The organism is Aliiroseovarius salicola, from assembly GCF_027891095.1.
Lineage (GTDB): Bacteria > Pseudomonadota > Alphaproteobacteria > Rhodobacterales > Rhodobacteraceae > Aliiroseovarius > Aliiroseovarius salicola.
This window is the reverse complement of sequence record NZ_JAQIIO010000004.1, coordinates 379,783-396,323: the sequence shown is the minus strand read 5'-3', so window position 1 is coordinate 396,323 and position 16,541 is coordinate 379,783. Positions and strand designations below refer to the sequence as shown.

General features: G+C 55.2%; 16 protein-coding genes. 12 read left to right on the top strand and 4 right to left on the bottom strand.

Going from position 1 to position 16,541, the window contains the following annotated elements:
* The first annotated feature begins 182 nt into the window (after positions 1 to 182).
* Positions 183 to 329 (top strand): hypothetical protein, encoded by a 147-nt coding sequence (locus O2N63_RS10390; RefSeq protein ID WP_271054193.1) that lies wholly within the window; start codon positions 183 to 185, stop codon positions 327 to 329.
* A gap of 36 nt (positions 330 to 365) precedes the next feature.
* The gene (locus O2N63_RS10385) at positions 366 to 713 is read left to right on the top strand and encodes a TfoX/Sxy family DNA transformation protein (RefSeq protein ID WP_271054192.1); all 348 of its coding nucleotides are present in this window, start codon (positions 366 to 368) and stop codon (positions 711 to 713) included.
* Between the two features lie 68 nt (positions 714 to 781).
* On the opposite strand, the gene ndk is transcribed toward O2N63_RS10385, so the two are convergent.
* A complete protein-coding gene (gene ndk, locus O2N63_RS10380) occupies positions 782 to 1,204 on the bottom strand; it encodes a nucleoside-diphosphate kinase (RefSeq protein ID WP_271054191.1) in 423 nt (140 codons plus the stop codon).
* 188 nt (positions 1,205 to 1,392) lie between these two features.
* On the opposite strand from ndk, the gene O2N63_RS10375 reads away from it, so the two are divergent.
* The 4 genes from O2N63_RS10375 to O2N63_RS10360 all read left to right on the top strand — a co-directional run bounded on the left by O2N63_RS10375 (position 1,393) and on the right by O2N63_RS10360 (position 4,907).
* Positions 1,393 to 1,686: a hypothetical protein gene (locus O2N63_RS10375; protein WP_271054190.1), complete on the top strand. Its 294-nt coding sequence runs from the start codon at positions 1,393 to 1,395 to the stop codon at positions 1,684 to 1,686.
* 66 nt (positions 1,687 to 1,752) lie between these two features.
* Positions 1,753 to 3,600 (top strand): ABC-F family ATP-binding cassette domain-containing protein, encoded by a 1,848-nt coding sequence (locus O2N63_RS10370; protein ID WP_271054189.1) that lies wholly within the window; start codon positions 1,753 to 1,755, stop codon positions 3,598 to 3,600.
* Positions 3,601 to 3,602: 2 nt separating this feature from the next.
* Positions 3,603 to 4,232: a MarC family protein gene (locus O2N63_RS10365; protein WP_271054188.1), complete on the top strand. Its 630-nt coding sequence runs from the start codon at positions 3,603 to 3,605 to the stop codon at positions 4,230 to 4,232.
* A 93-nt stretch (positions 4,233 to 4,325) separates the two neighbouring features.
* Positions 4,326 to 4,907 (top strand): retropepsin-like aspartic protease family protein, encoded by a 582-nt coding sequence (locus O2N63_RS10360; protein WP_271054187.1) that lies wholly within the window; start codon positions 4,326 to 4,328, stop codon positions 4,905 to 4,907.
* Between the two features lie 10 nt (positions 4,908 to 4,917).
* Here O2N63_RS10360 and O2N63_RS10355 read toward each other — a convergent pair whose 3' ends face one another.
* Positions 4,918 to 5,415, bottom strand: coding sequence for a DNA polymerase III subunit chi (locus tag O2N63_RS10355; RefSeq protein WP_271054186.1), 498 nt, complete (start codon positions 5,413 to 5,415; stop codon positions 4,918 to 4,920).
* A 2-nt stretch (positions 5,416 to 5,417) separates the two neighbouring features.
* Positions 5,418 to 6,887 (bottom strand): leucyl aminopeptidase, encoded by a 1,470-nt coding sequence (locus O2N63_RS10350; RefSeq protein ID WP_271054185.1) that lies wholly within the window; start codon positions 6,885 to 6,887, stop codon positions 5,418 to 5,420.
* Positions 6,888 to 7,029: 142 nt separating this feature from the next.
* Here O2N63_RS10350 and O2N63_RS10345 point away from each other — a divergent pair, with 142 nt between their 5' ends.
* From O2N63_RS10345 to rsmA, 6 genes are all read left to right on the top strand, one after another.
* The gene (locus O2N63_RS10345; RefSeq protein ID WP_271054184.1) at positions 7,030 to 8,190 is read left to right on the top strand and encodes an LptF/LptG family permease; all 1,161 of its coding nucleotides are present in this window, start codon (positions 7,030 to 7,032) and stop codon (positions 8,188 to 8,190) included.
* Complete coding sequence (gene lptG / locus O2N63_RS10340; RefSeq protein WP_271054183.1) at positions 8,187 to 9,284, top strand: LPS export ABC transporter permease LptG; 1,098 nt, start codon at positions 8,187 to 8,189, stop codon at positions 9,282 to 9,284. Before O2N63_RS10345 ends, lptG begins: the two co-directional genes overlap by 4 nt.
* On the top strand, positions 9,284 to 11,449 hold the full coding sequence (locus O2N63_RS10335; RefSeq protein WP_271054182.1) for an LPS-assembly protein LptD: 2,166 nt from the start codon (positions 9,284 to 9,286) through the stop codon (positions 11,447 to 11,449). Before lptG ends, O2N63_RS10335 begins: the two co-directional genes overlap by 1 nt.
* Positions 11,450 to 11,551: 102 nt before the next feature.
* A complete protein-coding gene (locus O2N63_RS10330; RefSeq protein WP_271054181.1) occupies positions 11,552 to 12,865 on the top strand; it encodes a peptidylprolyl isomerase in 1,314 nt (437 codons plus the stop codon).
* Positions 12,865 to 13,875, top strand: a complete 1,011-nt coding sequence (gene pdxA / locus O2N63_RS10325; RefSeq protein ID WP_271054180.1) for a 4-hydroxythreonine-4-phosphate dehydrogenase PdxA — start codon at positions 12,865 to 12,867, stop codon at positions 13,873 to 13,875. Before O2N63_RS10330 ends, pdxA begins: the two co-directional genes overlap by 1 nt.
* On the top strand, positions 13,872 to 14,711 hold the full coding sequence (rsmA, locus tag O2N63_RS10320) for a 16S rRNA (adenine(1518)-N(6)/adenine(1519)-N(6))-dimethyltransferase RsmA (protein WP_271054179.1): 840 nt from the start codon (positions 13,872 to 13,874) through the stop codon (positions 14,709 to 14,711). Before pdxA ends, rsmA begins: the two co-directional genes overlap by 4 nt.
* 117 nt (positions 14,712 to 14,828) lie before the next feature.
* Here rsmA and O2N63_RS10315 read toward each other — a convergent pair whose 3' ends face one another.
* Positions 14,829 to 16,460: a chloride channel protein gene (locus O2N63_RS10315; RefSeq protein WP_271054178.1), complete on the bottom strand. Its 1,632-nt coding sequence runs from the start codon at positions 16,458 to 16,460 to the stop codon at positions 14,829 to 14,831.
* Between the last annotated feature and the right edge of the window lie 81 nt (positions 16,461 to 16,541).

Sequence of the window (16,541 nt, the reverse complement as noted above, 5' to 3'; positions counted from 1 at the left end):
GATATGACGCTATTTGACAGGCGCCGATTCGAGCGTGACACCGTTTAGCACAGTTGCGCCGATGCTACAGCCACATTGATCTCAGCCGGCACTGCCCAAATTGTGCCCTGATTTATCAATAACCTGTTAACTATTGGGATATCTTCCATACCCCTGGGGGGGGAAAGAAGAGGCGACACGATATGACTGACGCAAAAAACAACCCGCAGAGCGCTCCGAAAGAGCGCCGCCTGCACAGATCTGACCCCAAACCCCCAGAGAAACGCGACACCCGCAAGGATAAGCCTGAAGAACAGCCGTTTCTCTTCACAGACTGGGCCAGCATCTGACTTTCATCCCCGATCCGCACGCGATACTGTGATTGCATGGCAGATCCTGTTTCCAGCATACGCAATCTTGGTCCCGCATCGGATGAAGCCTTTGCCCGCGCGGGCATAGACAGCGCAGATGAGTTGCGCAATCTGGGACCGGATGAAGCCTATTTTCGCCTGCTCGATGCAGGCCATTCCCCACATTTCATTGGATATTACGCGATGGTCATGGGGCTGCAGGGGCGCCCTTGGAACGACTGTCAGGGCAAGGAAAAAGCGGCGTTGCGCAAGCGGTTTGACAAGATCAAGACACGCGTGGCCGCCGGAGTGATGAGCGACCTTGCCCATGACGCAGCATTTGAGAAAATCATGGATGAAATTGGCGTTCGACCCACACGTTAATTAGTGTCTGCGCATAAAAAAACCCGACCCAAAAGGGCCGGGTTGGATCTTAGAAATCTGAAAGTGGGTTAGCCCACCAGTTCCAGACCCGAGAAGAAGTAAGCAATCTCTTCAGCGGCGGTTTCCGGAGCGTCCGAACCGTGTACCGAGTTTTCGCCAACCGACTGGGCGAACTCTTTACGGATGGTGCCTTCGTCAGCGTCGGCCGGGTTCGTGGCGCCCATTACGGTGCGGTAGGCAACGATGGCGTCTTCGCCTTCCAGAACCTGAACAACAACCGGCTCGGAAATCATGAACTCAACCAGCTCACCGAAGAAGGGGCGCTCTTTGTGCACACCGTAGAAGGTTTCGGCTTGCTTTTGCGTCATCTGAATACGCTTCTGAGCAACAATACGCAGGCCAGCGGCTTCGATCTTGGCGTTGATCGCACCGGTCAGGTTGCGCTTGGTGGCATCGGGTTTGATGATCGAGAAAGTGCGTTGAATGGCCATGAAAGGCTCCTGTCTAACTGGATTCGATTTGGCAGCCCCACTAACACGCGCATGTCTTTTTGAAAAGCCGTGAATCGTGCCCGGAAGTGCCGCTCAATATAGTTTAGTATTTTAGTAAGGTTAATATTGACTCATTCCTGAGTATTTTACTAAAGATAATCTAAGTCAAACCGGATTGGAGACCTTCGATGAACGAATCTTTCTCACGCACCATCCCAATGGTCTGCGCCCTTTTGTTCGTGCCAATCGCCGCACATGCAGACCCCAAACCCATGCCCTTCACATATGAACAATTCGAAGCCTCGGTCTCTCATCTGGATCTGGAGCAATGCCCCTCTGCCCTGCCGCAGGAAAACACCTTCTGTCGGGCGTCGATCCACCACGAAGAGTTTCACGTCTTCGCATTTTCATATGATGGGGACAGCCCACTGGTTGGCTTCAAGACATATGAAGCGGAAGGGCTTGAAGCGATACTAAACTGAATGTTCAGGCGGCGTCATGCATGATGCGTCTGGCGCCGCACGTTCGGCTCTGCTATCTGCCGACGCATGTTGAAGATTTCCGATATCTCTTACGCCGTCGAAGGCCGTCCACTGATCGAACATGCCTCTGCGGTGATCCCGGATGGGCACAAGGTTGGATTGGTTGGTCGCAATGGGACCGGCAAAACCACGCTGTTTCGTCTAATCCGCAGTGAATTGACGCTTGAGACCGGTGAGATCTCCGTGCCCAGAGGGTCGCGTATTGGCGGGGTTGCCCAAGAAGTACCTGCATCGCAAACGTCGCTTCTGGATACGGTTCTTGCTGCGGATACGGAACGTGCCGCTCTGATGATCGAGGCTGAAACCGCTTCTGATCCCTCGCGAATTGCCGAGATCCAGACCCGACTGGCAGACATCGATGCCTGGAGTGCGGAAGCGCGTGCATCATCCATCCTAAAAGGGCTTGGATTTGACGATAACCAACACGCCCTGCCCTGTGCGGACTTTTCAGGTGGCTGGCGGATGCGCGTGGCCCTGGCGGCGGTACTATTTTCCCAACCCGATCTGTTGTTGCTTGACGAACCCACCAACTATCTCGACCTGGAAGGTGCCCTGTGGTTGGAACAATATCTGGCGAAATACCCCCACACAGTGATCATTGTCAGCCACGATCGTGGGCTTTTGAACCGGGCTGTTGGCGGGATCCTGCATCTCGAAGATCGTAAGCTCACCTATTACTCTGGTCCCTACGACACGTTCGCCGAAACCCGTTCCGCACGGATTGCGGCCGCAGAAAGCGAAAACAAGAAGATCGCGGCGCGCAAGGCGCATTTGCAATCCTATGTGGATCGCTTCCGTTACAAAGCGTCCAAGGCGGTACAGGCCCAGTCCCGCCTGAAGATGATCGAGAAACTGAAGCCGATCACCACCCCGCAAGAGGCTGCGCTAAAGGCGTTCAGCTTCCCTGAGCCTGAAGAGCTTTCGCCGCCAATCATCAACATGGAAGGTGCCGCCACAGGCTATGGTGAAACGACGGTTCTATCCCGGATGAGCCTGCGCATTGATCAGGATGACCGGATCGCGCTTCTTGGCAAGAACGGTCAGGGCAAATCCACACTATCAAAACTTCTGTCAGACCGGTTAGAGCTGCAAACGGGGCGGATGGTGAAATCCTCGAAACTGCGGATCGGATATTTTGCCCAGCACCAGATGGACGAGCTTTATCCGGATGAAACCCCACTGGATCACCTGCGCCGTTTGCGCCCGGATGAGATGCCAGGCAAGCATCGCTCTCGTCTATCAGGCTTTGGCCTCGGGGCAGAGCAGGCAGAAACCGTGGTGGCGCGACTGTCCGGGGGGCAAAAGGCGCGACTGACCTTGCTTCTCGCCACATTGGACGCACCACATCTGCTGATCCTCGACGAACCGACCAACCACCTTGATATCGAAAGCCGCGAGGCGCTGGTCGAGGCGCTGACGGCCTATTCCGGCGCCGTGGTTCTGGTCAGCCACGATATGCACCTTTTGTCTCTGGTGGCAGATCGGTTGTGGCTGGTCAGCAAAGGGCGCGTTACCCCGTTTGACGGCGACCTTGAAAGTTATCGCAAACTTCTGCTCTCCTCTGATACGCCCAAAAAGGACAAACCTAACAAAAAGCCGCAAAAGAAAGCCTCACGCGATGACATCCTGGCCATGCGGTCCGAGGTACGTAGGTGCGAAGCCCGGCTGGAAAAACTGAATGACATGCGTGACAAACTGGCGCAGAAACTTGCCGATCCCGCACTTTATGAAGACGATCGTCTGGATGAAATGGAAGTTTGGCAAAGGAAGTATGCAGAGGTGATGGAGGGGCTTGATCGCGCCGAAACCCTATGGCTAAACGCTCAGGAAAAGCTTGAAATAGCAGAGGCTTGAACATGGAGTTTGAACATTTCATTCCGGCGTTTGTGACGCTGTTTGTGGTGATGGACCCGATCGGCCTGACACCACTTTTTCTGGCGCTAACCCAAGGGATGAATACGCATCAGCGACGTGTGGTTGCTCTGCGTGCCTGTGCAGTCGCAGGGGGGCTGCTGACGCTTTTTGCGTTCCTTGGTGACAATGTGCTCGGTTTTCTCGGGATTTCCATGGCGGCTTTCCGGATCTCCGGTGGTATCCTACTGCTCCTGACCGCACTCGACATGTTGTTTGAGCGGAGAACCAAGCGGCGTAAGGATCAATCGGAAAAAACAATTGCGACTGAAGACGACCCATCTGTATTCCCGCTTGCGATGCCGCTAATGGCTGGACCGGGGGCCATTGCCACGATTATCTTGCTGGCAGGCCAGGACGACGGTTATAGCGGTGCGCTTCTGGCCATGGTTGCAATGAGCATGGTTCTGGTGCTCATGATCATCTTTTTCTTTGCGGCAAATCTTCTGGAACGGGTCTTGCGCGAAACGGGGATCAACGTTTTAACCCGTGTTTTGGGTATGTTGCTTGCAGCTCTTGCCGTGCAATTCATTCTTGATGGTCTCAAGGATTTCGGAATGTTTGGCCTGTCATAGCCACCTGCTATACCCATTTGATATCAATCGCCCAATCTCTCGGTTGATGACATTCAATCTCATCGCACCTATATTCCTTGGACGGAGGGCATGATGAGTGCAGACGATCTTGGGCGGTTAACCTATCTGGTGTTGTTGCTTGCAGCAATTGCCGGTTATTTCATCAGTGAAAACAGATTTAACCTGGGTCAGACCCTGCGCCATGCCCTGATTTGGGTGTTCATTTTCATCGCTGGTCTTGCGGGGGTTGGGCTGTGGAATGACATCAAAAATGACCTTGCCCCCAGACAGTCCTATATCGAAAACTCTGGTCAGGTCGTTCTCCCCCGGGCCTTCGATGGTCATTTTTACCTGCGCCTAAAGATGAATAGGCAACCCGTTGATTTTGTGGTTGATACCGGGGCCAGTAATATTGTTCTCACCAAAGAAGATGCGCAAAAAATCGGGATCGATCTGTCAGCCCTGCGGTTTTTCGGTCGGGCTATGACCGCCAATGGCACAACCCGTACGGCCCCAGCCAATGTCGCCCGTGTCGAGCTTGAGGGGATCACCGATTATGGGGTCGAGGTTTGGGTGAATGAGGGTGAGATGCCAGAGTCGCTTCTGGGCAATGCCTACCTGCAACTCTTTGAAAAAATTGAAATTAGCCGGGATGAACTGGTGCTGACCCGCTGACCGGAAAAAGTCATGAACTGGCTTTCTCTTCCCAGCGACCACTTTCCTGAGACCAGTATTTTGCGGTGCAGCCTGCCGCGACAACCGATTTCCATTGGGTGCGTGCATGAGCCACGGCGTCAGGGTCATTTCCATCAAACAGGATCGAGACACGCTCCATCGTGGTCATTTCTTCAAAAGTCACCTCGGCACCATCAATGGAAATGAGTGTATTTGCGCCGTTCAGGATCTGCATCTCATCCGTCAAAAGCACCGGTTGGTCTGCATCATGGCTACCACCGACGCGCCCATGTGGCAGGAACCCGTCTTCGGGTTCCAACCAAAGCTTTTCATCCAACCAGTTCAGTCGGTTGACATCCGTTCCTCGTACCAGCACCCGCCAACCATTTTGCAACGAGCGCGTGAGCAGAACAGGAAGCGTTGCCTCAAGCGGCGTGAGGGTCATGTGATAGAAGAAGACCTCTCCGGTCTTCTTCTCCTTATCCTCAGTTTTCGCCGCCTCAGACATGATCAGCCCTCAAACAGGTCGGACACCAGACGGTTCAGCGCCAGAACCCCCCAACCGGTCGCCCCTTTCGGCGCATAGGTGGTGTCGCTTGAGGTCTGCGCGGTGCCAGCAATGTCGAGGTGAATCCAAGGCATGTCATCTTTGACAAAACGCTGCAGGAATTGGGCGGCTGTGATAGAACCAGCACCACGACCACCCACGTTTTTCATGTCGGCCTTATTGGATTTGATCAGCTTGTCATAAGCCTCACCCAGCGGCATCCGCCACGCCCCTTCGCCTTCGGTCTGCGCGGCCTTCAACATCGCATTGCAGAGCTGATCATCGTTTGAAAACACACCGGTGTTTTCATTGCCCAACCCGATGATGATCGCGCCGGTCAGGGTGGCGAGGTCAATCATGCCCATTGGTTTGAACTCTTCCTGCGCGTACCACATGATGTCACACAGCACGAGGCGACCTTCGGCATCGGTGTTGATCACCTCAATCGTGTCACCTTTCATTGAGGTCACGATGTCACCGGGGCGTTGTGCCTTACCGTCGGGCATGTTTTCCACCAGACCGACAACGCCCACCACATTGGCCTTGGCCTTGCGCCCGGCAATGGCTTTCATCGCGCCCGCCACGGTGCCGGCACCGCCCATATCCATGGTCATGTCTTCCATGCCACCCGCTGGTTTCAGGCTGATCCCACCGGTGTCAAACACCACACCTTTGCCGATCAGCGCAAGCGGAGCCGCATCTTTCTCGCCGCCATTCCATTTCATGACGACCACTTTGGACGGGCTTTCCGACCCCTGCCCCACGCCCAGCAATGCGCGCATACCAAGCTTTTCCAACTCGGGCTCATCAAGTACGGAAACGTCGACACCCAGCTTTTTCAACGCCACCAGACGATCAGCAAATTCAGTGGTGGTCAGCACATTTGAAGGTTCATTAACCAGATCACGGGAGAAGAACACACCTTCGGTCAGGGCTGCCGTCAGATCTCCTTTGCCTACATACATTTCGGGTTTGGACGCCATGAGGGTCAGCGCTCCACCCTCTTGGGCGTCCTTCGACATGTGGTCAACGAATTCATAGGCGCGAAGTGCAGCGCCCAGTGCCAGCTCATCAGCAAACCTGCGGTTACCTGCCAATACGAGCACATCCTTACCCAGCAGAGCCTTACCAATCGTGGCACCGGCCTTGCGCATCGCATCGCCTTTGGCTTGCTTGCTCAGGCGCAGCACTTGCACCGCTTCTGCAGCCAGTCCGGTCGGATAAGCCAGATCAATGGCCTCGCCCTCTTTCATCTTTTCAAATGCGTCACTGTCGGCAAAGCGAGCAAGCGCTCCGCGCATCAATTTATTGACGCGCCGCGCACCGGGATCAAGTTTTCCCGGCTCAGCCAACAACACAACAATGCGGCCCGTATGGGTGGCAATCGCATCCAGATCTATAGCGATGAAACGAGGGGTAATCGAAGTGGCCATGGGAACTCCTTCCATGCGGCAATGACGGCAATCTTTTGCCATACCTACCGTTCACAAACCACAAAGGCCAGATAGCAGTTTTCCCGCCCGGATCAATCAGGTAGAACCACCACATTGGTGTTGTGGCGTATCCGGGGGGACCTTGGCCAAGATCGATCGCTATATTCTGGCGCAGCTATTGGTGCAGTTCGGCTTTGCCGGGCTGGTTCTGGTGTTGCTTTTCTGGATCAACCGGGCGGTTCGACTGTTCGACCAGATCATCGCGTCTGGGGAAACAGCGTTGGTGTTTCTGGAATTTTCGGCGATGATTCTCCCGGGGGTGATCGTGTTCGTCCTGCCGATTGCTGCCTTTACTGCCTCTGTGACCGTGATCAACCGCCTGAATGTGGAAAGCGAGCTTGTGGTCGCACAGGTGACCGGGTTCGGACCATTTCGTCTTGCCCGTCCCGTCTGGGCATTTGGCGTGCTCGCCGCTCTGTTCATGCTGGTGCTGACCCATGTGCTGGTGCCAATGAGCCAGCTGCGCTTTGCCGAACGTCAGGCCGAGATTTCGGAAAATGTCACGGCGCGGTTCCTGACCGAAGGCAGTTTTGTACATCCTGCTGAAGGGATCACACTTTACATCCGTGAGATCACGACTGAGGGCGAGCTGCTTGATCTGTTCCTGTCAGACGAGCGTGAGATCGAAACAGGTGGTGTGCAAGCCACTTATACTGCGCAGAAGGCCCTGATCCTGAACACCGAAGACGGGCCGCGGCTTTTGATGTTCGAAGGGCTTGCGCAAATCCTCAGCCCAGATGGTCGATTGACCACCACGGGGTTTGACGAATTCACCTATGATGTTTCTGAATTGCTTACTGGTCCGGTGATTGGCAACCGAACTCTGCGCCAACTGTACACGCCCGAGATGTTAACTCCGACCCCGGCCCTATTGAAGGAAACCGGAGAAACCGCGCTGGCTCTGCGGGCAGAAGCACATTTCCGAAATGCACAGGCGTTTTATGTGATTGTGGCGGCCCTAACCGGCTATTCAATGCTGATTGTCAGCGGCTTCAGCCGGTTTGGCATGTGGCGACAGGTGGTGATTTCGATCGGTGTGGTCGCGAGTTTTCAGACCCTCGACAACACCATGCTCGACATGGCCCGCCGGTCTGAATTTGGGGTAATGCTGGTGTATCTCGCCTCTGCCATCGGTTTGCTTTTCAATGTCGTCGTCATGTGGATGGCCACCCGCGCCTCTCCGTTGGCTCTGCGAAAACGCCGGCGCGAAGCACGGCTTTTGGCCCGCGAGGTGGCATCATGAAATTACACCTATATTTCGCACGCCGGTTTCTGTTTTCCTTCTTTGCCATGCTGTTTGTTCTCGGGCTGGTCTTTGTGCTGCTCGACATGGTTGAAGGCATGCGCAAATTCGATGCAAGTGTTGTTGGGTTCTCCGAAATTCTGGGCCTCACCCTGTTGAACATGCCCATGTGGATGTATCGGCTGGTGCCGCTTATCGTGATCCTGGCGACGATCTGGATGTTCCTGTCACTCGCACGCAGTTCGGAAATGGTTGTCACACGGGCATCAGGCCGATCAGCAATGATAACGCTGGTCTCTCCGGTCCTGACCGTATTTCTGCTTGGGGTGCTTATCCTCGTGGTTGGCAATCCAATTGCAGCTGCAACCGCCAAGAAATATCAGCGCCTATCTGCTCAGTATGAGGGGGTTGCCTCTTCGGTCTCATCGATTTCTGATCAGGGCGTGTGGCTGCGACAGGGCAACGAAGCTGGGCAAACAGTGATCCACGCCATGCAATCCGATCTCGAGGGCACACGCCTCAGGGATGTGACCTTCTATTCGTTTTCACCAGAGGGCCACCCGGTCAAACGCGTCAAGGCGGATCTTGCCACATTGCAACCCGGACGCTGGGCGCTGCGCGCTGCCAAAGTCTGGGATTTAGACCGACCGGAAAATCCGGAAGGGGATGCGCTTGTTCTACCTGCCTACTGGATCGGATCAAACCTGACCGAAGAACAGATCCGAGACAGTTTTGGCAAACCCAGCAATATTTCGATCTGGGATCTTCCCACCTTCATTGCTCAGTTGGAAGAAGCCGGGTTCTCCCCGCGTGCGCATAAGGTCTGGCTGCATATTGAGCTTGCGACGCCCCTGTTTCTGGCGGCCATGGTTCTGGTTGGGGCCGGGTTTACCATGCGACACACCCGATTTGGGCGCACGGGTGTCATTATCATGTTTGCCCTGATGCTGGGTTTTGGCGCATATTTCATTCGTAATTTCGCTCAGATTTTGGGCGAAAACGGGCAGATCCCGGTGATCATTGCTGCCTGGACACCCCCCATCGCCGTCATATTGCTGTCGCTCGGGATCTTGTTACATCTGGAGGATGGGTAATGGGTGAGCTCTTGCGTCAAATCAGCAGGCTCGCCCTGGCAGGCGTTCTGGCCGCCGGTCTGGGATCTGTGCCCAATACCCCTGCCCACGCGCAATCCAGCGAGGCGACCAGCGCGGCCACGGCCACCTTGATTGCTGATCGGGTGCAGGTTTTGGGAAATTCAGCAATTCTGGCAGAGGGGAATGTGTTGATCCACTACAAGGGGATCACGCTGACCGCTGCCCAATTGCGCTATGACAAACAGGCAGATCACCTGACCATTTCCGGACCGATTATTCTGAAACAAGGCGAAGACCAGATCATCTTTGCAAATGAGGCAGAGTTGTCGGGAGATCTGCGCAATGGCATCCTGCGCTCTGCCCGCTTGGTTCTGGATCAGCAACTGCAGATCGCAGCGGTTGAGATCAATCGTATTCAAGGCCGTTATACCCAGCTCAACAAAATTGTTGCTTCATCCTGTCAGGTATGTGCCAACAACCCTGTCCCTCTGTGGCAGATCCGCGCTGAAAAACTGGTGCATGACGAGATGGAGAAACAGCTCTACTTCCACAATGCGCAGCTGCGCGTCGCGGGCGTGCCGATCGTCTATCTTCCGCGCTTACGGATACCTGATCCCACATTGAAACGGGCCACCGGATTTCTTGCCCCCAAGATCCGCACACGATCAACCTTTGGCACCGGTATTCTGGCTCCCTACTTCATAAGCCTGGGTGACCACGCAGACCTGACCTTCAGCCCGTTTCTTGCGACAAAAACAAGAACCCTGGAGTGGCGGTATCGTCAGGCTTTCCGCGCTGGGAATTTGCGGTTCACAGGCGCGGTCAGTGATGATGACATCCGACCAGGCACCACACGATACTATGTCTTCGGAGAGGGCGAATTTGATCTGCCCTATGAATTCAAACTGGCTTTCCAATTGCAGGACGTGTCAGACCCCGGTTATCTGCTGGACTACGGCTATTCCGAAGAAGATCGCCTGCGCTCAGCTGTGGCATTGACGCGCGCCAGACGGGATGAGTTGATATTTGCCGGAGTCACTCGGTATGAAACCCTGCGTGCGTCTGAAATTCCAATATCGGACAATCTGCCATTTGCCCAGATAGACGCCCTTTATGAACGGCGTTGGGTGCCAGCTCTGGTTGGTGGACAAGCAAGCTTTCAGCTGTCGGCGCAGGCCTATTTTCGCGAAAGTGGTGAGGACAAAATCGGGCGGGATGTCACCCGATTGGGCGCATCGCTGAACTGGCGCCGTGACTGGCTGCTGTTTGCAGGTCTTCAGGCAAGTGTTGAAACTGGACTGAACGCAAACGTTTACTGGGTCAATCAAGACAGTGACTATGATACCGAGCAAAGCTTTGCGACCCCTTCCGCCGCCGTGACCCTGCGGTGGCCGTGGTCCAGAATTTCGGCAAGTGGAGCGGTGGATGTCATCGAACCAATTGCGCAGATTTCCTGGAGTGATCAGGTTGGCGCGCGTGTCCCCAACGAAGACAGCCAATTCGTCGAATTCGACGAAAACAACCTGTTTGATATGTCACGCTACCCTGGGTTTGACCGACAGGAAGAAGGAGCCCGCGCCAATCTCGGGATGAGATGGTCGCGATTTACGCCAACAGGCTGGTCAATGACATTTGCCGCCGGACGTGTATTCCGTTTCAGTGGCGAAAACAGTTTTTCCAACAGTTCCGGTCTGGATGGAGACAGTTCCGATTGGTTTATTGCTGCACAATTGCAGATGGGCGGCCAGTTTGCCTTTCAGGGGCGCGCGCTTTTGGATGACGCCTTTGATGTCGCCAAGACTGAAAGCCGGCTCGCCTATTTTCAGGATGACTGGAATATCAGCGCCGCGCACCTTTGGGTGGCCTCGGATTTAAGCGAAAACCGTACAGATCCTCTTCATGAAATACGTCTTGATGGGGCCTATCAGATCAACGATTTTTGGCGCATCAGCGCTGAAGGTGACTTCGATATCGCCGCCAGCCAGGTGACCAAGGGACGGCTTGAACTGGAGTACCGGAATGAATGTCTTCTGGTCGGCATATCCCTTTCCCGCCGGTTCACCGCCTCGGATAATATCAACCCGACGACGGATGCCAGCGTGCAAGTGGAACTTTTGGGGTTTGGTGGTGCAAAAGGTGGGCGCGCCCACAGGTGCATGCAATGATTTCCATTTCGTGGAAGCCCCCTGAAATATGGCTGGCATCACAGCGTCCCTTCGGTGCAATATACGCAAAAGTAACGCAATTTGAACGCGACGGATAATCAGATGAGCAGACCCAAGATGACACAGGTATTTGATACAGCCCTGCATCGTGCACCAAAGGCTTTCAAGCACAGCCTGACACGGTTTGCCTTCTCCGCTGGCCTTGCCGTATTGGCAACAGCCCTGCCCGTTCTGACACATGGCGGTTCACCTGCCATGGCGCAGGGTCTGTTTGAACCTGTTGTCAAAGTGAATGATCGGGCCATCACCGCCTACGAGTTGTCTCAGCGGGTCGCCTATCTGACCCTGCTTCGTGCCCCTGGGGATCCAAACAAACTCGCGAAAGAGCAGCTGATAACCGAGGCTCTTCAACGTGATGAAGCCAAGCGCGTCGAGATTGCACTGTCGCCGGAAGAGCTGAAGGAAGGGATGGAGGAATTCACCCAACGCTTCCAGCTGACGCTCGAAAAGTTTGAACAGGCCCTTGCACAGGGCGGCGTGGAGATTGGGACATTCCGCGACTTTGTCGAAGCTGGCTTGCTGTGGCGCAAGATCGTCCGTGAAAAGTTCCGCCGTCAGGTTCGCATCACCGAAGCAGATATCGACCGCCAGCTTGAACTGAGCCAACCCGGAGCCGGGGTTCGCGTGTTGCTATCCGAAATCATCTTGCCTGCCCATACGCCAGAGGCACAGAGAGCTTCCTCTGCCCGCTCGATCGAGCTGGCCGAGATCACAACCTTGCCTGCATTTGCAGCGGCTGCCCGCAGCTATTCGGTGGCCCCCTCCAAGGGGCGGTCAGGACGTCTGGATTGGGTTGAACTTTCTAACCTCCCCCCTGCCCTCGCCGCACAGGTTTTGCCACTGGCACCCGGTGCCGTCACAGATCCCCTTCCCGTTCAAAACGGCATTGCTCTCTTCCAGATGCGCGCAATCGAAGAAACAGATGCGCCCGCCCCGACCGACGTGAATGTGGATTATGCAACTTATCTAATCCCCGGCGGCAACACCGAAACAGCCCATGCCAGTGCTGCTGCCATTCGAAGCCGGGTTGATAGCTGCGACGACCTTTACCCATTTGCAGACGGTCAACCCGAAGAACAGCTGGTGCGCGAAACCAAGCTGGTCACGGATATTTCACAAAGTTACGCCATCGAACTGGCCAAACTTGATCCCGGTGAAAGCTCTATTGCGCTGACGTCAGCCTCAGGTCAGAACCTCGTTTTCCTGATGTTGTGCGGACGCAGCCGTATTCTACCAGAAGAGGTCAACCGCGAAGATGTTCGCCTGCAATTGCAAAACCAGCGCCTTGCTTCGTTCTCAAAGGGTTTTCTGGAAGAATTGCATGCAGAAGCCTTTATTAAGGAACTTGCACAGTAATGACCCAAAGCGCAGCCCGTCTGGCCCCCATCGCCCTGACCACGGGCGAACCTGCGGGTATTGGAGCGGAAATCGCAGCACCCGCCTTTGAGGCATTGCAAGGGGACGTGCCGTTCTTTCTCATAGGTGATCCCGCTCATCTTCCACATGGGACCAGCTTTGTCGAAATCACCTCTCCGAATGATGCGCTGGACGCAGAGCATCTCCCTGTGTTGCGACATGACTTTGGCCCAGCCCGCCAGCCCGGCGTTCCTGTTGCGGATCATGCACGGCATGTGATTGACGTGATTGCGCGCGCCGTGGCGCTTACCAAATCCGGAGAAGCCTCCGCCATCTGCACCAACCCGATCCACAAGAAGGCTTTGAAAGATGGTGCCGGGTTTGCCTTTCCGGGCCATACCGAATTTCTGGCCGATCTGGCTGGGGGGGCGGATGTGGTGATGATGCTCGCCTGCGAAGAGTTGCGTGTTGTGCCTGTCACAATCCATATCCCCCTGTCCGAAGTTCCCGCAGCCCTCAGCCAAAAGAAGCTCGAACAGGTAATCCGGACCACACATGAGGCAATGATCCGTGATTTTGGCATTTCTGTGCCGCGGATCGCCGTTGCTGGTCTTAACCCGCACGCAGGAGAAGGCGGCGCGATGGGGAGCGATGAGATTGAGATGATTTCCCCCCTTCTCGACACGCTGCGCGCCGAGGGGATGGACCTGTCCGGCCCTCGTTCTGCCGACACAATGTTCCACGCAGCGGCCCGGGCGGGCTATGATGCCGCGATCTGCATGTATCACGACCAGGCACTCATCCCGATCAAAACCATCGATTTTGCGGGGGGTGTGAATGTTACTCTTGGCCTTCCATTTGTCCGCACCTCTCCGGATCATGGCACAGCATTTGATATTGCGGGACAGGGCATTGCGAACCCCAGCTCGCTGATTGCCGCATTGCGTTTGGCCTGGACCATGGCGCAGGCGCGCGGGATGACAGCGGACTCGAATGGAACCGAACCATGAGCCAGATCGATGGCCTTCCTCCGCTGCGCGAGGTGATTGCCACCCATGGGATGGTGGCGAAGAAGTCTCTGGGGCAGAACTTCCTGCTGGACCTGAACCTGACCTCAAAAATTGCCCGTCAGGCGGGGGATCTGACCCAATGTGACGTGCTCGAAGTGGGCCCCGGCCCGGGTGGATTGACCCGTGGCCTGCTGGCAGAAGGCGCGCGCAAGGTGCTGGCCGTTGAAAAGGACAGTCGCGCCATGGGGCCGCTTGGAGAAATTCAGGCAGCCTATCCCGGGCGGCTTGACGTGATCAATGCCGACGCGCTTGAACTGGACCCGCTTCAACATCTCACCCCGCCGATCCGGGTCGTGGCCAACCTGCCCTATAATGTGGGAACAGAACTTTTGGTGCGATGGCTGACGCCTAAAATCTGGCCCCCTGCCTGGTCCAGCCTGACCTTGATGTTCCAGAAAGAAGTGGCGCAACGGATTGTTGCCCAGCCCGGGTCCAAAGCCTATGGACGCCTGGCGGTTCTGGCCCAGTGGCGCTGTGACGCGCAGATCGTGATGGAGCTGCCACCGGAAGCCTTCACCCCACCTCCAAAAATCCGCTCAGCGGTGGTCCATCTGGACGCCCTACCCGAACCACGTTTCGAGGCAAACGCAGACAAGTTGCAAAAGGTGGTCGCGACCGCTTTTAATCAGCGCCGGAAAATGCTGCGCGCATCTCTCAAAGGGCTTAGCCCTGAGATCGAGGATATCCTGACCTCTGTTGGGATCAAACCCACATCGAGAGCGGAAGAGATTGGTCTTGAGGAGTTCTGCGCCTTGACCCGGGCCTTGACCAAATAATCACTCAATCATTACCAGTGGCGAAAACTAGAAAACTAGAAAACTAGAAAACTAGAAAACTAGAAAACTAGAATCCAGACCAGTAGTTGACTCAAGCTGATTTCGATTGTTTTGAGGTCAGGAATGCTCTTCCTTCGCAGTTTCCGCCAGTGCTTTATTATACGCCTTAAGCGCGTCCACATGAAAAATAACACCCCACAGGTCAGGCGCATCTGCTTCCCCGCCCAACGTGACAACCGGAATGAACGTGGCCCCTGTGCTTTCAAAGATCGGCATAACCGCTTCAAGCGTGGCATTGCCATCCACATACACACCCTGTTCGATCAGCTCCCAGCAGTCTCCGTCATCCGGCGCTCGATCTTCGATTTGTTCGTGCATCACCGATGCCACGCGAACCGTGGAGAGAAGATAGGCCTGTGGGCCCGCAGCAAGATGGATATTGCGCCGCTCCAACTGGGTCAGGAAGAAAGATCGATCCACCAACCGGCTGGCCAATGCGGTCGAGAGGGAGACGGCGCACATCACCGCAATTCCTGTCTGCCAATCACCGGTTAGCTCAAAAACGATCATTGTCGTGGAAATAGGAGCACCAAGCACCGCCGCCGCCACCGCTCCCATGCCGGCCAATGCATAGAGTGTCTCGGAACCGGATACATCCGGGAAAATCGCGGTGGCGATTATGCCAAACGCAAGACCCGTCAGTGCTCCGGTCATTAATGCGGGCGAGAAAACACCGCCCCCCATACGCCCGGCCATGGTAATTGCCACCGCAAATACTTTGATCACAGTGAAGATGATCGCTTCATGCAATAAAAGTTCGCCAGTTAATGCCAGCGACGTGGTCTCATAACCAACACCGATAATATGAGGATAGGCAATGGCAATGGCACCAAGCATAAGCCCAGCGAGCGCAGGGCGCAGCACTTTGGGCAATCGCAGTTTTTCCTGCACATTATTTCCTACGTCATCGGCAAAAAATATTGCTTTCATAAGAGCGACGGCCACAAAACCAGACAGGATTCCCAGGATCAGAAATGCAGGCAGCTCGACATAGAAGGCAAGCGAGCCTTCCTGGGGCAGGATGAACTCTGTCATACCGCCATATTCCAGCCGATTGATAACCGTGCCCGCAACGGCAGCGATGGCAATCGGCGCGAACGCGTGAACGGCAAAATGGCGCAGAACCACTTCTAAGGCAAACAAAGCCCCTGCAATCGGAGCGTTGAAACTGGCTGATACCGCTGCCGCCACGGCACATCCCAAAAGATCACGCCCAGTGATCCCGTCAGCCTTGATCTTGGTCGCAATCCAGCTTGATACCACCCCCGCCATGTGCACCACAGGGCCTTCACGTCCGGATGATCCCCCGGTTGACAGCGTGATGAACGATGCGATCGCCGAGCCGATGCCCGCCCGCTTTTCTACCCGGCCATCCCAAAGCGCCGCCCCTTCAATCACATCAGCAACTGAGCGAACGCGCCCGTCAGGCGTAAACCAGTTCAAGATAATCCCGACAACCAGACCACCAATCGCGGGAAGGATCAGGATCCAGTACCAGGGCAAGGTCGACGCAAAACTGTGTAGATGGGCAATGTCATCGGTTCCATAAAGGGTGGCTTGCAACCATTCGATGCCTTTGCGAAATCCAAGTGCGGCGGCGCCCGAAATGATCCCGATAATCAAGGCAATCAGCCAGAATTGCACCTGCGAAGGGCCTTTTTCGCGCAACAGTTTCCAACCCAAGGACAAACCCTCGAGTCTTCTATGTAATGTTTTGAGAATTAACCCTTTTAATTGATTAGAAATTGTCAAAACTATACCCGACCCTTT

Coding starts and splice junctions, on each gene's coding strand:
- O2N63_RS10330 (WP_271054181.1), top strand. CDS start 11,552: ATGAGCAGACCCAAGATGACACAGGTATTTGATACAGCCCTGCATCGT.
- O2N63_RS10360 (WP_271054187.1), top strand. CDS start 4,326: ATGAGTGCAGACGATCTTGGGCGGTTAACCTATCTGGTGTTGTTGCTT.
- lptG (WP_271054183.1), top strand. CDS start 8,187: ATGAAATTACACCTATATTTCGCACGCCGGTTTCTGTTTTCCTTCTTT.
- O2N63_RS10365 (WP_271054188.1), top strand. CDS start 3,603: ATGGAGTTTGAACATTTCATTCCGGCGTTTGTGACGCTGTTTGTGGTG.
- O2N63_RS10370 (WP_271054189.1), top strand. CDS start 1,753: ATGTTGAAGATTTCCGATATCTCTTACGCCGTCGAAGGCCGTCCACTG.
- pdxA (WP_271054180.1), top strand. CDS start 12,865: ATGACCCAAAGCGCAGCCCGTCTGGCCCCCATCGCCCTGACCACGGGC.
- ndk (WP_271054191.1), bottom strand. CDS start 1,204: ATGGCCATTCAACGCACTTTCTCGATCATCAAACCCGATGCCACCAAG.
- O2N63_RS10390 (WP_271054193.1), top strand. CDS start 183: ATGACTGACGCAAAAAACAACCCGCAGAGCGCTCCGAAAGAGCGCCGC.
- O2N63_RS10335 (WP_271054182.1), top strand. CDS start 9,284: ATGGGTGAGCTCTTGCGTCAAATCAGCAGGCTCGCCCTGGCAGGCGTT.
- O2N63_RS10355 (WP_271054186.1), bottom strand. CDS start 5,415: ATGTCTGAGGCGGCGAAAACTGAGGATAAGGAGAAGAAGACCGGAGAG.
- O2N63_RS10375 (WP_271054190.1), top strand. CDS start 1,393: ATGAACGAATCTTTCTCACGCACCATCCCAATGGTCTGCGCCCTTTTG.
- rsmA (WP_271054179.1), top strand. CDS start 13,872: ATGAGCCAGATCGATGGCCTTCCTCCGCTGCGCGAGGTGATTGCCACC.
- O2N63_RS10385 (WP_271054192.1), top strand. CDS start 366: ATGGCAGATCCTGTTTCCAGCATACGCAATCTTGGTCCCGCATCGGAT.
- O2N63_RS10350 (WP_271054185.1), bottom strand. CDS start 6,887: ATGGCCACTTCGATTACCCCTCGTTTCATCGCTATAGATCTGGATGCG.